General features: G+C 46.3%; 9 protein-coding genes. All 9 read left to right on the forward strand.

Annotated elements, in window-relative coordinates; all coding sequences use genetic code 11:
• The first annotated feature begins 42 nt into the window (after positions 1-42).
• The 9 genes from HYN43_RS26415 to treY all read left to right on the forward strand — a co-directional run bounded on the left by HYN43_RS26415 (position 43) and on the right by treY (position 18,107).
• Positions 43-2,091: a M13 family metallopeptidase gene (locus HYN43_RS26415; protein ID WP_119406861.1), complete on the forward strand. Its 2,049-nt coding sequence runs from the start codon at positions 43-45 to the stop codon at positions 2,089-2,091.
• 144 nt (positions 2,092-2,235) lie between these two features.
• The gene (locus HYN43_RS26420) at positions 2,236-4,290 is read left to right on the forward strand and encodes a M13 family metallopeptidase (protein WP_119406862.1); all 2,055 of its coding nucleotides are present in this window, start codon (positions 2,236-2,238) and stop codon (positions 4,288-4,290) included.
• A gap of 356 nt (positions 4,291-4,646) precedes the next feature.
• Entirely contained in the window at positions 4,647-7,541 is a 2,895-nt protein-coding gene (locus HYN43_RS26425) for a DEAD/DEAH box helicase (RefSeq protein ID WP_119406863.1), read from the forward strand.
• A 19-nt stretch (positions 7,542-7,560) separates the two neighbouring features.
• A complete protein-coding gene (locus tag HYN43_RS26430; protein WP_119406864.1) occupies positions 7,561-8,133 on the forward strand; it encodes a Crp/Fnr family transcriptional regulator in 573 nt (190 codons plus the stop codon).
• 80 nt (positions 8,134-8,213) lie between these two features.
• On the forward strand, positions 8,214-8,987 hold the full coding sequence (locus HYN43_RS26435) for an SDR family NAD(P)-dependent oxidoreductase (protein WP_119406865.1): 774 nt from the start codon (positions 8,214-8,216) through the stop codon (positions 8,985-8,987).
• Between the two features lie 58 nt (positions 8,988-9,045).
• Positions 9,046-9,897 (forward strand): NAD(P)-dependent oxidoreductase, encoded by an 852-nt coding sequence (locus HYN43_RS26440; protein ID WP_119406866.1) that lies wholly within the window; start codon positions 9,046-9,048, stop codon positions 9,895-9,897.
• A 318-nt stretch (positions 9,898-10,215) separates the two neighbouring features.
• On the forward strand, positions 10,216-12,348 hold the full coding sequence (gene glgX, locus HYN43_RS26445; protein WP_119406867.1) for a glycogen debranching protein GlgX: 2,133 nt from the start codon (positions 10,216-10,218) through the stop codon (positions 12,346-12,348).
• On the forward strand, positions 12,341-14,146 hold the full coding sequence (treZ, locus tag HYN43_RS26450) for a malto-oligosyltrehalose trehalohydrolase (protein WP_119406868.1): 1,806 nt from the start codon (positions 12,341-12,343) through the stop codon (positions 14,144-14,146). Before glgX ends, treZ begins: the two co-directional genes overlap by 8 nt.
• On the forward strand, positions 14,139-18,107 hold the full coding sequence (gene treY / locus HYN43_RS26455) for a malto-oligosyltrehalose synthase (RefSeq protein WP_119406869.1): 3,969 nt from the start codon (positions 14,139-14,141) through the stop codon (positions 18,105-18,107). Before treZ ends, treY begins: the two co-directional genes overlap by 8 nt.
• Positions 18,108-18,111: the final 4 nt, after the last annotated feature.

Consider the following 18,111-nt stretch of genomic DNA (forward strand, 5'->3'; position numbering starts at 1 on the left):
CCATACAGTTGCTGTATCTTAATTCATACACACATCTAAAAAATGAACACCAAAATCTCATCCTTATTAATAACGGGCATCAGCCTGCTTTTTGCGGCCTGTAACCAGGACGATAAAACTAAAATCTACGAAGCTAATGATCCGGTAGCCCACAACAGGGACACCACCGTAAAACCCGGCGACGATTTTTTTAAATACGCCAACGGTGCATGGCTTGCTAAACACCCTATCCCGGCGGCCTACTCGGCATGGGGCATTGGCAACGTAGTGCAGGAAGAGCTGCGCGACCGTATGAAAAAAATTAATGAAGATGCCCTTAAGGCCAATGCAGCAAAAGGGAGCAACACACAAAAAATAGGCGATTTTTATTTCAGCGGGATGGATACCGTAAGTATCGAAAAGCAAGGCATCGCCCCCTTGAAAGAGGAGTTGAATAAAATTGATCAGATTACCGATATAAAAAGCCTGGTTGATGAATTTGCCCATTTGCAACGCATTGGCGTTGAGCAGCCAATTGGTGCCTATGTAGGACAGGATGCCAAAAACAGCTCGAAGATGGCGCTGAGCCTGTATCAATCGGGCATTGGGCTGCCTAACCGCGATTACTATTTTAATAAAGATGAGCATAGCGTAACCATCCGTACAGATTATCAGCAAACGCATTTGCCTACCGTGTTTAAACTGGCCGGCCTCAATGCCGGGCAGGCAGATGCAGCCACAAAGAAAACCTACGCGCTCGAGACCTTCCTGGCCGACAGCAGCCGCAAACTGGAAGATCTGCGCGATCCTTACCACAACTATAATAAAATGACGCTTGCCGGCCTGAGTAAACTCGCACCGGATATTGACTGGAAAGCTACATTTGAAAAAATGGACTACAAAAATGTAGATACCGTTATTGTAGGCCAGCCCGAGTATTACCGCGCACTGAACAAAACCCTGAAAGCGTATAGTATTGACGATTGGAAAAATTACCTTCGCAAAAACCTGGTGGAGGCTTTTGCCTCGTACCTCAGCAAACCTTTTGACGAGGAAAACTTCCGCTTTTACAATAAGGTGATTTATGGCAGCACCGCCCAGCTTCCGCGCTGGAAACGTGTACTGGATACCGAAAACGGACTGATGGGCGAAGTGTTGGGCCAGATCTTCGTAAAAGAATATTTTCCCGAAAAAACCAAAGAACGCTATGTAAAACTGGTTGAAGAAATGCGCGCCAGCTTTAAAGAACATATTGAAAAGCTGGATTGGATGAGCCCCGAAACCAAAGAGAAGGCTTATTATAAATTATCGAAAGTTACCCCTAAAGTTGGCTATCCCGATAAATGGAAGGATTTTTCAACGCTGGAGATTAACTGTGGCCCTTATGCCCTTAATGTTTTGCGCGGTAACATCTGGTGGCATAATTTCAATGCCGCTAAACTGGGCAAACCGGTTGACAGGACGGAGTGGGGTATGACACCACAAACGTATAACGCCTATTACGATCCGTCAAATAATGAGATTGTATTGCCTGCCGGCATTTTTGCCATCCCCGGTTTTAAAGATGAGAACATTGACGATGCCGTTATTTATGGTTACGCAGCAGCATCAACCATAGGCCATGAAATGACACACGGCTTTGACGACCAGGGCCGCCAGTTTGATGCCGATGGGAACCTGAAAGCATGGTGGAAACCGCAGGATTCGGTTAAGTTTGGCGCGCGGGCACAAATGCTTATTGATCAGTTTAACGGCTACAATGTTTATGGTTCGCACGTGAACGGCAAGGCTACCCAGGGCGAAAACATTGCCGATTTAGGCGGCATAGTAATAGGCCTCGACGCGTTTAAAAAAACACAGCAGTATAAAGAAGGTAAGCTGATTAACGGCTTAACCCCATTGCAACGTTACTTTTTAGGTTATTCATTGGGCTGGTTAACGCAGGACAGGAAAGAGGCCCTGCTAAGCCAGATCCTTACCAACGAACATTCACCGGCCTTTTTGCGGGTTAACGGTCCGTTTACTGATGTGCCCGAGTTTTATGAGGCATTTCATATTAAACAGGGTGATAAGATGTGGGTAGCGCCGGAGAAGAGAGTGAAGATATGGTAGTCTGAACCGGGATTTGGGGGGATTTATAGGATGGGCAGGATTTTTTGTTATGGGAACACAGCCTCAGAAAAGCAAAATCCTATAAATCCCCAAAATCCCCCCAAATCCCGGTTCAGAATAATAGATTTGTTAAAACGAGTTGATATGACCAAATTTTACAAAAGCACCCTTTTTGGCGGGGCGGCTTTGGCTTTGTTTGCCCTGAGCGCCTACCAAACAAAAATTAACGATAAACCCGCCGACCCGGTTTATGATAACCTCGACCAGTCGGTTAGCCCCCGCGATGATTTTTTTAAGTATGCTAACGGCGGCTGGCTTAAGCGCAACCCTATCCCGGCGGCTTATTCAAGCTGGGGGATTGGCAATGTGGTATCAGAACAACTGCGCGACAGGCTTAAAAAAATTAACGAAGATGCCCTGAAAGCCAACGCCCCCAAAGGCTCATCCACCCAAAAAATTGGCGATTTTTATTACAGCGGCCTCGATTCGGTAAATATCGAAAAGCAAGGCACGAGCCCTATAAAAGCGCAGCTCGATCTGATTGACCAGGCCACTGATATTGCCGGTATTTTAAATGCCGCCGCTATATTAACTACCACCGGTACGCGCAACTTTATTGGCAGCGGCGTGCGCCAGGACGCTAAAAACAGCGCCAAAACACTGGTGCAGCTAAATCAAACGGGTCTGGGTTTACCAAACCGCGATTATTATTTTAAAACCGATGCCCGTACAACTAAAATACGCGCGGATTATACTACCACACACCTGCCCACCATGCTCAAACTATCGGGCTGGGACGAGCAAAGGGCAACGCAGGGCGCGGCCAGCGTATTTAAAATAGAAAAGTTTTTGGCCGATAGCAGCCGCAAACTCGAAAACCTGCGCGATCCTTACCACAACTATAACAAGATGACCATTGCCCAGTTGGGCAAGCTTACACCTAATATTAACTGGCCGGCGCTGTTTGGTAAAATGGAATACAAGCAGGCTATTGATACCGTAATTGTTGGGCAGCCCGAATATTACCGGGCCGTAAACACCGCGCTTTCATCGTTCAGTATTGATGATTGGAAGGCTTACCTGCGCTGGAAACTGATCTCATCTTATGCTCCATATTTAAACTCGGCTGTTGATGCCGAAAGTTTCAGGTTTAGCGGCAAGGTAATTTCGGGCCGCAAAGAGCAACTGCCACGCTGGAAACGCGTTTTGGATACCGAGAATGGCTTAATGGGCGAGCTGCTGGGCCAGCTGTTTGTAAAAGAATACTTCCCGGCCGAAGCCAAACAACGCTATACCGATATGGTGGAGGCCATTCGCCAGGCCTATCGCGAGCACATTGCCAAACTGGATTGGATGAGCCCCGAAACCAAGCAAAAAGCCCTAATCAAACTGAACGCCATCCACCCCAAAGTTGGCTATCCTGATAAATGGAAGGATTTTTCGAACATGCAGATCGGCCGTGAATCGTACGCTGCCAATGTGATGCAGGCCAGGCGTTGGGCTTACCTGTTTAACATCAATAAACTTGGCAAGCCAATTGATCATACCGAATGGGGTATGACACCGCAAACCTATAACGCCAGCTATAGCCCATCAAATAATGAGATCACCCTGCCTGCCGCGCAATTCAGCATCCCTGGTGTTAAGGATAGCGAGGTTGATGATGCTGTGGCTTACGGTTACGTTGCCGCGTCAACCATCGGGCATGAAATTACCCATGGCTTTGATGATGAAGGCCGCCTGTTTGATGCCAAAGGCAACCTCCGCGCCTGGTGGACAGCAACCGACTCGGTAAAATTTACCCAACGCGCCAAAGTACTGGCCGACCAGTTTAGCGGCTACGTAGTGCTGGACAGCCTGCACGTAAACGGCAAAGCCACCTTAGGCGAAAACATAGCCGACCTTGGCGGAATTGCATTGGGCATCGACGCGTTCAAAAAAACGAAGCAATATAAAGAAGGCAAACTGATAAACGGCTTAACCCCAATGCAGCGTTTCTTTTTAGGTTACGCCCTGGGCTGGTTAGGACAAGAACGTGACGAAGCCCTTGCAAACCAGATTTTAACGGATGTTCACGCTCCCGGCTTTTTAAGGGTAAACGGTCCGTTTAGTGATGTGCCGGAGTTTTATAAAGCTTTTGGTGTGAAAAAGGGCGATAAGATGTGGATTGATCCGGATAAGCGGGTGAAGATTTGGTAGCCTGAACCGGGATTTGGGGGGATTTTTGGGATGGGCAGGATTTTGTCTGAACTCGAATTTATGAAATTAAGGAATTGACAGAATGCCAGGCAAATTCGAAAAATTCAAATAATTCCCCAAATTCGAGTTCAGGCAAAAGACAGAAAAGCAAAATCCTATAATCCTAAAAATCCCCCCAAATCCCGGTTCAGACAATCATCCCAACCATCAAAAATACCATCAATGTTATCAACAACATGTCAATTTCACCATGTTAACATTTTTTTAATATAAAACATTTTCAATTGCAGTAAATTCTGTTTACGTTTGAATTTTTTCTTGATGTAGCTTCAAATAATTTTTTACCTCAGAAGCACATGTTACGCGTAGACAGTTCCAAGCCATGCCAAATTATTTATGCTATTGCCAAGCATGACTACCTGTCGTATGTAATTGAGCCTCATATTGTTCAGCTTAATCCTAACGGCGAGTTTTCCTTAACCCATCAACGTCTTTTCTCCAACACAGCCAAAGAGTTTTGCGAGTTTCTGGATGATACCGATATCAAACTCATTAAGCTTTTGGAAGAGATGGAGCAGGGTAATGTGATTAAACGATACTATAAAAAGCCCATCCGCCCGTTCGAATTTTTCTCGAAGATTTTTAACGAGCAGATGTTTGATATGATCCGCCCCAAGCTTGAAAAGCGTATTGCCGAAGCTTTGGGCTTGCTTTGCAGCAAACAGGTGTACCAGATGAGCAAGGAGGGTTACCCTGCCGAGCGTAAACTGCAACTGGCAACAGAAGCAGCTTCGGTGTTATTCCACTTCAGGCGTAACGAGGAGGAGATCAGGTATTTTCCTACCATTAAATACCAGGGTATGCGCATCGAGTTTATGTTTAAAAACGCCGAGATCATTTGCAATCACCCGGCATGGATGCTGCTTGATGATACCTTGTATTATTTTGATAAGGAGATTGAGGGTAAAAAGCTGCAGCCGTTTTTAAATAAGCGCTATATCGCCATCCCCAAATCGTCGGAACAATCGTACTTTGAAAAATTTGTTGCCCCGCTGATAGAGAAGCATAATGTTTATGCCGAGGGGTTTACCATCAATACCGAAAAATACGATGCCCGCCCGGTTTTGAAGCCTATATATATTGAAGGAGGCACATCGCAATTGCAGCTTTCGTTTAAATATGCAGGTTACATTTTTCCGTATGGCGATGGCCGGAATATTTCGGTAAGGATGGAGAAAACGGGTGATGATTACCTGTTTCACCGCATTAAACGCTCAACCACCTGGGAGAAAGGTAAAATGCAGCAGTTGGAGCAACTGGGACTGCAAATAACCTCGTCGTTATTTCAAAACCTGGAAGTTGCCGGGCATAACGATGATGACGACCGATCATTCTCGGTTTTTGAATGGCTTAACCAGCACCACGACCAGTTGATTGCCCAGGGCTTTGAACTGGAGCAACCCGAAGGCCAAAAGCGTTACGTATTTGGAAGCAGTAAAATTGAACTGGAAGTAAGCGAGAATAACGATTGGTTTGATATCAACGCCATGGTAAGCTTCGGCCCGTATCGTATCCCTTTTATCCAGCTAAAAAATCATATCCTCAACCATAAAAAAGAATTTGTACTGCCATCGGGCGAGATTGCGGTAATTCCGGAAAAATGGTTTTCGCAATACGGCAACCTGCTGCACTTTACCGAGGGGGGCAATGATCTGAAACTTCGCCGCCATCACATAGGCCTGGTTACAGATTTGGCCGAGGGTGAAATGGCCAGCGTTACCATGACCCGCAAACTGCAAAAACTCACCAATTTTGATGAGCTTGAAGACGCGGCTATGCCTGCTAACTTTGCCGGCAGCTTACGGCCGTACCAAAAGGCCGGTTATAACTGGTTCCATTTTTTAAAGCAATACCATTTTGGGGGCTGCTTGGCCGATGATATGGGCTTGGGTAAAACGGTACAAACCCTGTCGCTCATTCAAAAACATAAAGAAGATACCGAAAACGCGGGCGGCAAGGCTACCTCGTTGGTAATAATGCCAACCTCGCTTATATACAACTGGCTTAACGAGGCCCGTAAGTTTGCCCCGCAGTTACGGCTAATGGTGCATACCGGTACCATGCGTTACCGCAGTGCCGAGGTTTTTGCCAATTATGATGTAGTGATTACCACATATGGCATAAGTAGGATCGATATTGAAATGTTTAAAGATTTCTTTTTTGATTATGTGATTTTGGATGAGAGCCAGAATATTAAAAACCCATCGTCCAAATCATACCAGGCTGTAAAACAGCTTAAATCTCGCTTTAAACTGATATTGAGCGGTACCCCGGTAGAAAACTCGGTGAATGATTTGTGGACGCAAATGAGTTTTATTAACCCGGGTTTGCTGGGTTCGCAGCAGTTTTTTCAGAACGAGTTTGTAACGCCTATAGAGAAGAAGAAAGACGAAGATAAGGCCCGTAAATTGCAGGCCCTCATCAAGCCTTTTGTATTGCGTCGTACCAAAGAGCAGGTGGCTACCGAACTGCCGCCAAAAACCGAAAACCTGTTTTATTGCCAGATGACGGAAGAACAATCATCGGTATACGAACAGGTAAAATCAGAATATCGTAACGAATTACTGAAAAGCCTGGAGGATGGCACCTTTGCCAAAACACAGATCCAGGTTTTACAAGGCCTCATTAAACTACGCCAGATAGCCAACCACCCCGTAATGATTGACGGTGACTATGAGGGCGACAGCGGCAAGTTTGAAGACGTGGTGCATACCCTGGGCAACGTGTTGGATGGCGGCCACAAAGTGCTGATATTTTCGCAGTTTGTAAAACAGCTTACCATTTACCGCGAGCATTTTGACAGAACGGGTATCCCTTATGTATATCTTGACGGGGCTACCCAAAACCGCGGCGATGTGGTTAAACAATTCCAGGAAGATGAAAAAACCCGCGTATTCCTGATCTCGATAAAAGCAGGCGGCGTAGGCCTCAACCTTACCGAAGCCGATTACGTGTTTATCCTCGACCCATGGTGGAACCCGGCGGTTGAGCAGCAGGCTATTGACCGTACGCACCGCATAGGTCAAACCAAAAACGTATTCATCTATAAATTCATCACCAAAGATTCGGTTGAAGAAAAGATCCTGGCGCTGCAGCAGCGTAAGCTTAGCCTGTCGAGAGCGTTGATCACTACCGAAGAAAGTTTTATCAAATCGCTCACTGCCGAGGATATTAAGGAGATTTTGGGTTAAGGGAATTTAATTGTTGACCATGCAACACCAACTCATAACTCGCCTGCAACAGGTAAAACCCATCCCGGTTGAGGATCAGCAAATCATCATGGATGCTTTTGAACAGAAGCATTTTAAAGAGGGCGAAACACTTTCGCCGTCGGGACAGGTGGCACGCAATTTATTTTTTATTTGCGATGGCGTGCTGCGGGTGATGGAGCGTAATGAAAAAGGCAACGAGGTTACTTACTTTTTTTTAAAAGATAACCAGTTTTGCACCATCCTGTACAGCTTTAATAACAATATGATTGCCGAAGAAAGCATCCAGGCCGCCTGCAACTCGGATGTGTTGGTGATCAGTAAAAATAACCTGCTCGCGCTTTACGAAAAGCTACCCTATGTAAAGGAGCTTATTGATCAGATCAGCCAGCAAACGCTGATGGATAAAATAAAGACCCGTAACGCTTACCTGGGTCATGATTCATCCGAACGTTACCAGTTATTTTTAGAGCGGCAGCCGGATATTGCGCGGCGGGTACAGTTAACTGATATTGCCTCGTATTTGGGGGTTACGCCGCAATCGTTGAGCAGGCTGCGAAAAAATTTGCGTTGAGCAACAGTCATTTTTACCATTTGTTAAGCCCTGCTATACATTTCGACCTGATCTTTGTTAGATAACAAAACAGAAATTACATGTCACGAATATTGATAACAGGATCGGCCGATGGCCTGGGACAAATGGCAGCAACGCTATTGGTTAAAGATGGGCACCAGGTAGTGTTACACGCCCGCAACCAGCGCAGAGGCGATGAAGCCATGGCGGCTGTACCGGGAGCGGAAGCCGTTGTAACCGGCGATCTTTCCATCATTGCTGAAACCATAAAAGTAGCTGAACAGGTAAACAAACTCGGTGATTTTGATGCCGTAATCCATAACGCTGCGGTTGGTTACCAGGAAGGGCGACGCATTGCAACCGTTGATGGTTTGCCGCATGTGTTTGCCATTAACAGCCTTTCGCCATACATACTCACCTGTTTAATTAACAAGCCCGCACGGCTGGTATACCTGAGCTCGGGCCTGCACCGGGACGGCGACCCAAGCTTGCAAGACCTGGAGTGGAACAATCGCCGCTGGAACGGCTTCTCGGCCTACGCCGATTCGAAGCTACATAACGTGATCCTTGCATTTTATGCCGCACGCTTATGGCCCGATGTATATTCAAACGCTTTGGAACCCGGCTGGGTAGCCACCAAAATGGGAGGCCCGGGTGCTCCTGATAGTCTGGATGAAGCTCCAAAAACGCAGGTATGGCTTGCCGTATCAGATGAGCCTGGCGCTTTGGTGAGCAGCAAATATTTTTACCACAAGAAGTTGCGCACCGTTCACCCGGCCGCTTCCGATCCTGCGGTTCAGGATCGGTTTATTGCCGAATGTGAACGTTTATCAGGTGTTAAATTTTCGGCCTAATACATATAAAAATCAACATAGATAAAATCTATAATAAACAATTGGTAAAATAACTATCATGAATACAGTAAAAATTGGTTGGATTGGCCTTGGCAAAATGGGCATCCCTATGTCGCAGCATTTAGTAAAGGCGGGGTACCCTTTAAACGTGTACAATCGCAGTAAGGATAAGGAAGATGCTTTTAAAGCACAGGGTATAGGCAGCGCCGCTTCTCCGGCAGAATTGATACAGCATACCGATGTGGTGTTTGTTATGGTATCGGATGATAAGGCCATCGACGATATTTTTACCGGTGAAAATGGCTTGCTCAAGCCAGAAGTTAGCGGCAGGGTAATTATTAATATGAGCACCGTTTCGCCGGCGATAAGTAAAGAAATGGCCGCTAAATGTATTGCACAGGGTAATCATTACCTCGATGCCCCGGTATCGGGCAGTGTGAAACAAGCCGAAGATGCTGCACTGGTTATTATGGTTGGCGGCGATGCGACAGCTTTTGAACAGGTGAAGCCGATATTGGAAAAACTGGGCAAACTGGCTATGTTGGTTGGTGATACCGGCGCGGGCAACACCGCCAAACTGGCTATTAATACCCTGCTGGGCATAGTTGCACAAGGCCTTGCCGAAACGGTTACCCTGGCCCGCCAAAACGGCATCGATGCTGAAGCATTAACAACTTTGCTTAATAATAGCGCGTTGGGTAGCCCGCTTATTAAAATAAAAGGCGAAGCAATAGTGAACAATAACTTTAACGCGGCCTTTGCTTTGAAATATATCGCCAAAGATTTGCGCCTGGCTAAAGATATGGGCGCCGACACGCCGCTTGCGCAAACTGCGTATAAAACTTATCAGGATGCTGAGGCCGCTTTGGGCGAGGAGGATATTATCGCGGTGATAAAACATTTGGGTTAAGCATACGGCAATAGCAGAATATTAAAGCTCCCCTCTTGAGAGGGGGCGCGGATGGAAAGCGCGGGAGCAGGGGTGTGTTATACAAGCGATAAGCCACATGTAGAATAACACACCCCTCCGCCCCTCTCAAGAGGGGAATCGCACATCCTCCTGCTTTTGAAGAGTTTTTCCGTGGCTAACGGCATAACTCAACTTCTGAATTATTATTGAAATGTTTAGTGTAATAATTACACACAAAAGTTCAAAAAAATCCACTTTTCCACCCCCTTCAGGGGGCCGGGGGGCAAACATTTTAACAGCATATTGATTTATGTTGTTATGACAACAAAAACTTACCCCGGAAAACCTTACCCCCTTGGAGCAACCTGGGATGGCGAAGGCGTTAACTTCGCCCTTTTTGCCGATTACGCCACCGGCGTTGAACTTTGTCTTTTTAAAGGCGAAGCCGATGAAGTTGAATACGAAAAAATTAAACTTGCCGAACGTACCCACCAAATCTGGCATGTATATATCCCCGGTGCCAAGCCCGGTTTGCTATACGGCTACAAAGTATCGGGACCTTACGAACCTGAGAACGGGCACCGCTTTAATGCCAATAAACTCCTTATTGATCCTTATGCCAAGTCAATTGCCGGCAGGATTGATTGGCACGACGCCCTTTTTGCCTATAACATAGGCGATCCGGATGCCGATCTGAGCTTTAGCGATCTGGATAGCACGCCTTTCATCCCCAAATCGGTTGTTATCGACCCCGGATTTGATTGGGAAGATGATGCGCCGCTTCGCATACCCTACCATAAATCCATCATCTACGAAACCCATGTTAAAGGATTTACTATCCAAAACACCGAGATCCCTAAAGAGATCAGGGGAACCTATGCCGCTCTTGCGCACCCGGTAACCATCAACTATCTTAAAGAATTAGGCATAACCGCGGTCGAGCTAATGCCTGTGCACCAGTTTGTAAATGATCGTGGTTTGCTGGATAAAGGCCTCACCAATTATTGGGGCTACAACACCATAGGCTTTTTTGCCCCCGATGTAAAATACTCAGGCTCGGGAGTTTTGGGCGGACAGGTAAAGGAGTTTAAAGAGATGGTTAAGGCCTTGCACAAAGCCGGGATAGAGGTGATACTGGATGTGGTTTATAATCATACCGCCGAAGGTAACCAGCTCGGCCCAACCATATCATTTAAAGGTATCGATAATTCATCATACTATCGCCTAACCGATGATAACAAACGCTACTACATGGATTACACAGGCACGGGCAATACGCTGAATGCCATGCTGCCCAATGTGCTGCGCTTTATTATGGATAGCCTGCGCTACTGGATAACCGAAATGCACGTGGATGGCTTCAGGTTTGACCTTGCCGCCACCTTGGCCCGTGAGTTGCATGAGGTAAACCGTTTGAGTCCCTTTTTTGATATCATTCACCAGGACCCTGTAATATCGCAGGTTAAGCTGATTGCCGAGCCATGGGACGTGGGTGAGGGTGGCTACCAGGTAGGTAAATTCCCGCCCGGCTGGGCCGAATGGAATGGGAAATTCCGCGATTCGATGCGTGATTACTGGATTGGTGCCGATAGTATGTTGGGCGAGTTTGGGCAGCGTTTAACAGGCAGCCCCGACCTGTACCAGGACGATTACCGTAAGCCCACGGCCAGCGTTAATTTTATTACCGCTCACGATGGTTTTACCTTGAATGATTTGGTAACCTATAACGAAAAGCATAACGACGCCAACGGCGAGGATAATAACGATGGTGAAAGCCATAACCGGTCATGGAACTGCGGTGTTGAAGGCCCAACCGATGATCCGGTGATTAATGCCTTGCGAGCGCGGCAAAAACGAAATTTGCTGGCCACGCTGTTTCTGTCGCAGGGAGTACCAATGCTGGTAGCGGGCGATGAATTTGGCCGTACACAAAATGGTAACAATAACGCCTATTGCCAGGATAACGAGATTTCGTGGCTTAACTGGGCCGAAGCCGATAAGGGCTTGCTTGAATTTACCAAAAAGGTAATTAAACTGCGTAAGGAACACCCGGTGTTTCGCCGCCGTAAATGGTTTCAGGGCCTGCCCATTATGGGGAAAGGCCTGGAGGATATCGCCTGGTTTTTGCCCGAGGGTAATGAGATGAATGAAGAGAACTGGAACCACGATTTTGCAAAATCGTTAGGTGTATTTCTTAACGGCAGGGGCTTGCACCACCTCGGGCCCAAAGGCGAGCCGGTTATTGATGATAGTTTCTATATTATTTTCAACGCTCATGATGAAGCTTTAGATTATGTGATGCCACCCAAAATTTATGGCGACGACTGGAAAAAAATCCTCGATACGGCCGACGATAATTTTCAGGAACAGATTTTAAATAACGACGAAAAAATAACGGTACAGGGCCGTTCGGTGGTTTTATTGCAGCATCCTATCATCACCCATGAATAACAAACCAACGCCTGGTGTGCGTTTTAAAGATAACCGGGCCGAAATAGCCGTTTGGGCACCGTATGCAAAAAAAGTAGCCGTCATTATTAATGATGGAACCGTGATAGATCTTAACACGGTAGCTTATGGCTATTGGGTATTAACAACCGCGGCTTTAAAACCGGGAGACAGGTATCGTTTTAAACTGGACGATAAAATGGCCCTGCCCGATCCCGCTTCGCTGTCGCAACCGAATGGGGTACACGGCGCATCGATGGCTATCGATATTAATCAATTTAAGTGGACTGATGCTGCCTGGCAAAATCCCGGATTGGGACAGTATGTTATTTATGAACTGCATGCGGGTACATTTAGCCCTGCAGGTACGTTTGAAGGTATTGCCGAAAAATTGGGCTATCTAAAACAGCTCGGCATTACAGCTATCGAAATTATGCCCGTGGCCCAGTTTCCGGGAGGGCGCAACTGGGGTTATGACGGTGTGTTTCCTTATGCCGTTCAAAACACCTATGGCGGTGCTGAAGGTTTGGCTAAACTGGTAAATATCTGCCACAAACAAGGCATAGCCGTAATACTGGATGTTGTTTACAACCACTTTGGGCCCGAAGGTAATTACATGGGCATTTATGGTCCGTATTTTACAGGCAAATACCATACGCCCTGGGGCGATGCCATTAATTTTGATGATGCCTGGTGCGATGAGGTGAGGCATTATTTTATTCAGAATGTCCTGATGTGGTTCCGGGATTTTCATATCGATGCCCTTAGGCTTGATGCCGTACATGCCATTAAAGATTTCAGCGCGAAACATATCCTTAAAGAAATAAAGGAAAATGTAGATGAGCTGATGGCCCAAACCGGGCGAAAGCATCACCTTATTATAGAATTTGACCTGAACGACCCATTGTTTATTGATCCCATACAAAAAAGAGGTTACGGGATGGATGCTCAATGGATTGATGAGTTTCACCATGCTTTGCGTGTAACTGCGGGCGAAAAGCGTGATGGTTATTACTCGGATTTTGAAGGGATCGGTCATCTTGCCAAAGCATATAACGATGCTTATGTGTATGATGGCATTTACTCGCCGGGAAGGTTAAAAACTTTTGGCGCTAATGCCAATGATAACCCCGGAAGGCAGTTCATCGTATTTTCTCAAAACCATGATCATGTAGGCAATCGCATGCTTGGCGAACGGAGCAGCCAGCTGTTCGGTTTCGAAATGCAAAAGCTGATGGCTGCTGCCGTAATGGTAAGCCCTTTTATTCCGATGCTGTTTATGGGCGAGGAGTGGGCCGAATCCAACCCCTTCCAGTACTTTGTAAGCCATACCGAACCCGAACTGGTTGAAGCCGTGCGCAAAGGCCGCAAGGCTGAATTTGCTTCTTTTCACACCGATGAAGAAGCCCCCGACCCACAGGCCATCGCAACTTTTGAACGTTCCAAACTGCAATGGGATTTACCGGCTAAAGATGGGCACAAGCAGATGCTAAGCTTTTATCAGGCCCTTATCCGCGTCAGGAAACAATTACCGGCCCTGGCAATCCTCGACAGAAAAAAATTAAAAACTACCGTTTACGAAGCCGGTAAAATACTATTGCTGCACCGCTGGTATGAAAACCAATCTGTTTTTTGCCTGATGAATTTTTCAGACACAGAACATTCGGTTAATCTCCCCGAAAACGGAACCTACAGCGTGGTACTTAACTCGGCCGACTCGGAATGGCGTGGCCCTGGCAGGGCAGCCGAGGGGTATATCAGGCCTCAATCTATCATTATATACACAAGTAGCAATGTTTAATCCTGTAAGCACATACCGCATCCAGTTTCATAAAGATTTTACTTTTCGCCATTTTGAAAAGATCATCCCTTACCTGGCAAAACTTGGAATCAGTACAATTTACGCTTCGCCGATATTTAAAGCCGTGCCGGGGAGTAACCATGGTTACGATGGTACCGATCCTTTACAGATCAATCCTGAAATAGGCACACTTGAACAGCTTAAAAAAATCAGCACAAAATTAAAGGCTAAAGGCATCGGCTGGATCCAGGATATTGTGCCCAATCACCTCGCTTATCATCCGGATAATACCTGGTTGATGGATCTGCTTCAAAATGGCCCTGAATCGGCATACAAACATTATTTTGAACAAAGCCTTGACGATGCTATGCTTTTTAAAGGCCCAATTATGGTGCCTTTTTTAGGTGATGATCTGGATGCGGTTATTGATAACGGAGAGCTCGGTATAGTAAGGGTAAAAGGCAAACTGTTTTTTAACTATGCCGATAGCCACTGGCCCTTGCAACCGGCATCTTATCCACCTAAAAATAAAACGTTAGCCGTTATAAATGGTGATAAGGAATCGCTGAAAACTATCACGGGGCAACAACACTACAGGTTTTGCAGTTGGAAGGAAACCGATAAGCAGATCAACTTCCGCAGGTTTTTTACGGTGAATGGATTGATTTGCCTTAATATACAGCACGACGAGGTTTTTAACCATTTCCATCAGCTTATCCACGCGTTGTTGCAGCAGGATGTGATACAGGGCTTGCGGATTGATCATGTGGACGGGTTGTACGATCCCGAAAAATATTTACAGCAGTTGCGGGATTTGACAGGGCCGGATGCTTATATCATAGTAGAAAAAATACTGGAGCATGAAGAAGAAATGCCCGCGTGGCCGGTGCAGGGAAATACAGGTTACGATTTTTTAGCCATGGTGAACAACCTGCTAACCAACCGTAAAAGCGAGCCCGTTTTTACCTCATTTTATCAAAAACTCGCGCGAAGTACTACTCCGGTACAGGAACAGATCAGGCGTAAAAAAGCCTACATCCTGCATCAGCAAATGGCAGGAGAACTGGAAAACCTTAGCCGTTTGTTTTTAACATCCGGTTTTGCCAAGGATTCGGGAGTATCGGATGATGAGGTAAAAAGGGCAATAGCGCAGTTGCTGATCTGCTGCCCGGTTTATAGGTATTATGAAGATCATCCACCGTTAAAAAAAATCTTTAAAGAACTCATCAACATCAATCCCGAATTAAAACACGCGGTAAACCTGTTAAAAAAGGCGTGGCAAGATAAGGAAAACCCGGATACGATCAGGTTTTTCAGACGCTGCATGCAGTTTACCGGACCGCTGATGGCTAAAGGGGTTGAGGACACGCTGATGTATACCTATAACCGTTTCATAGCCCATAACGAAGTTGGGGATACGCCCGATACTTTTGGCCTATCAACAAAAGTGTTTCATAAAGCGATGAAAAAACGGTTAAAGGAATGGCCCTTGTCTATAAACGGCACCTCTACCCACGATACCAAACGAGGCGAAGATGCCCGCGCCCGCCTGAATGTGATTACAGATATACCCGACGAATGGATTGAAAAAGTAACCGAGTGGCAGAACCTTAACCGCCATCTGAAACAAAATAACATACCCGATGCTAACGATGAGTATTTTATTTATGAAACGTTGCTGGGTACCTATCCTATGCCCGGGCAGGATGAGGATAATTACCCGGAACGGATAGAGCAGTATCTTGAAAAAACGCTGCGCGAAGCCAAACTCCATTCGGGCTGGGCCGAGCCAAACGAGGAGTACGAGGCCGGAACTATGCAGTTTGTAAAAGAGTTGCTGAAAAAGCGCGGCGACTTTTGGCAAAGCTTTAAGGCATTCCATCAAAAGGCAGCAGCTTTTGGGGTGGTTAACTCGCTTGCACAATTGTTGCTAAAGTTAACCGCCCCCGGTACCCCCGATATTTACCAGGGATGCGAATTGTGGGATTTAAGCATGGTTGACCCGGATAACCGCCGCCCGGTTGATTATGTGCTTAGGAACGGGTTATTAGAAGCGGGTACAGACATTGGGCAGCTTTGGGACAACAAATTTAACGGGCACATTAAACAATGCCTGCTTAGTGCGGTATTGAGGCAACGCAAAGTAAACTCGCTATTGTTTGCCGAAGGTGATTATATAACCCTACAAACCGAAGGAAAATTTAAAGCCAACTTGTTGGCCTTTGCCCGCAAATATAAAAATACCTGCTATGTTATTGCTATCCCGTTGGGACTGGCAGGCATAACTAATGACCCGCTGGCTGTTGAATGGGATGATACCGCGATAATTTTACCTGAGAGTATGCCTGCCGCATATGAACACGTGCTGTTTAAAACTAAGGATAACGCTACCGGGAAAATACTGGTTTCATCAATATTTAAACAACTTCCGCTTGCTTTTTTGAAGTTTGAAAGCGAATCCAACCAACGAGGCTCAGGCATATTGGCGCATATTACCTCGCTGCCCTCGGCCTTTGGCGCGGGCGATATGGGGCCAGAAGCTAAGGCTTTTGCAGACCTGCTGCACCGGGCCGGGCAAAAATACTGGCAGCTATTACCGCTGAGCCCGGTAAATGATAAAGCACAGTTTTCGCCTTACAGCTCATGGTCGGCCATGGGAGGGAATGTTTCGTTAATCAGTTTGGAATTGTTGGTGCTTGATGGTTTGTTAACCCAGGCCGATCTTGATCCATATCTTGAAGAAGGAACCGATAAAGCGGATCTGGCTGCTACAGCCCGTGTTAAAGAATTACTGCTGGATAAAGCCTGGGAAAACTATACTAATGAGAAGGGTATCTGGTTGGCAGAACCATTCGCGGCCTTTTGCAAAACGGAGGATTATTGGTTAAATGATTTTGCGGTTTATTCGGTACTTAAAGTTCAGTATAAAAATTTACCCTGGTACCAATGGCCGGTTAAATACAAAATGCGCCAGGGGAAAGCCTTGCTTAATTTAGCAACTAACAATGCCGCAAAAATTGAACAGGTAAAATGGCATCAATTTATTTTTGCCAGGCAATGGAAAGCGCTTAAGCGCCATTGTAATGAGCTTGATATCAAAATTATAGGCGATCTGCCTTTTTATGTAGGTTATGATTCGGTAGATGTTTGGGCCAACCCGCAGATCTTTGCCCTGGACAAAGCCGGGGAGATGCAGTTTGTTGCCGGCGTACCGCCCGATTATTTTAACGCCGATGGACAACTTTGGGGGATGCCTGTTTTTAACTGGGAAAAACTGAAGCAACAGCACTACGACTGGTGGGTAAAACGAATCCAAAAAAACATCGGAATGTTTGATATGTTGAGGCTTGATCATTTCAGGGCATTCTCGTCGTACTGGTCGGTTGCAGCAACAGAAGTCACCGCCATAAACGGGGAATGGAAAAAGGGTCCGGGCGATGATTTTTTCAAGGTATTGAAAAAGTCACTTGGTCGTTTGCCTTTCATAGCCGAAGATCTTGGCGATATTGACGAAGCCGTATATCAACTACGCGATGCCTGGGGATTGCCGGGTATGAAAGTGCTGCAATTTGCCTTTGGCAGTACCGCAATATCAACCCATACCCCTCATAACTATACCAAAAACCACGTAGTTTATACGGGCACGCATGACAATAATACCGCCCGCGGCTGGTTTGAGCAGGAGGCCGGTAAAAAGGCCCGGAACGAGCTTGAACGTTATACCGGCGCAAAAGCAAAGGCAAAAAATATAAACCGGTTGTTTATCAAAACCGCCATTGCATCTGTAGCCAATATAGCTATCATACCTGTACAGGATTTGCTTGGCTTTGACAATGCCGCCCGGATGAACCAGCCCGCTACCACCGAGGGTAACTGGGCCTGGCGCTTAACCCAGGCAGATCTGCAGGCATTACCGGTAAAAAAACTGAAAAAATTGACCGCCTTTTATAACAGGATTTAACACC

Source organism: Mucilaginibacter celer (assembly GCF_003576455.2).
In the GTDB taxonomy this organism is placed as follows: Bacteria; Bacteroidota; Bacteroidia; order Sphingobacteriales; family Sphingobacteriaceae; genus Mucilaginibacter; species Mucilaginibacter celer.

Bases quoted from the DNA above. Each gene is read 5' to 3' on its own strand.
- treY (WP_119406869.1), top strand. From the start codon at position 14,139: ATGTTTAATCCTGTAAGCACATACCGCATCCAGTTTCATAAAGATTTT.
- glgX (WP_119406867.1), top strand. From the start codon at position 10,216: ATGACAACAAAAACTTACCCCGGAAAACCTTACCCCCTTGGAGCAACC.
- treZ (WP_119406868.1), top strand. From the start codon at position 12,341: ATGAATAACAAACCAACGCCTGGTGTGCGTTTTAAAGATAACCGGGCC.
- HYN43_RS26430 (WP_119406864.1), top strand. From the start codon at position 7,561: ATGCAACACCAACTCATAACTCGCCTGCAACAGGTAAAACCCATCCCG.
- HYN43_RS26440 (WP_119406866.1), top strand. From the start codon at position 9,046: ATGAATACAGTAAAAATTGGTTGGATTGGCCTTGGCAAAATGGGCATC.
- HYN43_RS26425 (WP_119406863.1), top strand. From the start codon at position 4,647: ATGTTACGCGTAGACAGTTCCAAGCCATGCCAAATTATTTATGCTATT.
- HYN43_RS26415 (WP_119406861.1), top strand. From the start codon at position 43: ATGAACACCAAAATCTCATCCTTATTAATAACGGGCATCAGCCTGCTT.
- HYN43_RS26420 (WP_119406862.1), top strand. From the start codon at position 2,236: ATGACCAAATTTTACAAAAGCACCCTTTTTGGCGGGGCGGCTTTGGCT.
- HYN43_RS26435 (WP_119406865.1), top strand. From the start codon at position 8,214: ATGTCACGAATATTGATAACAGGATCGGCCGATGGCCTGGGACAAATG.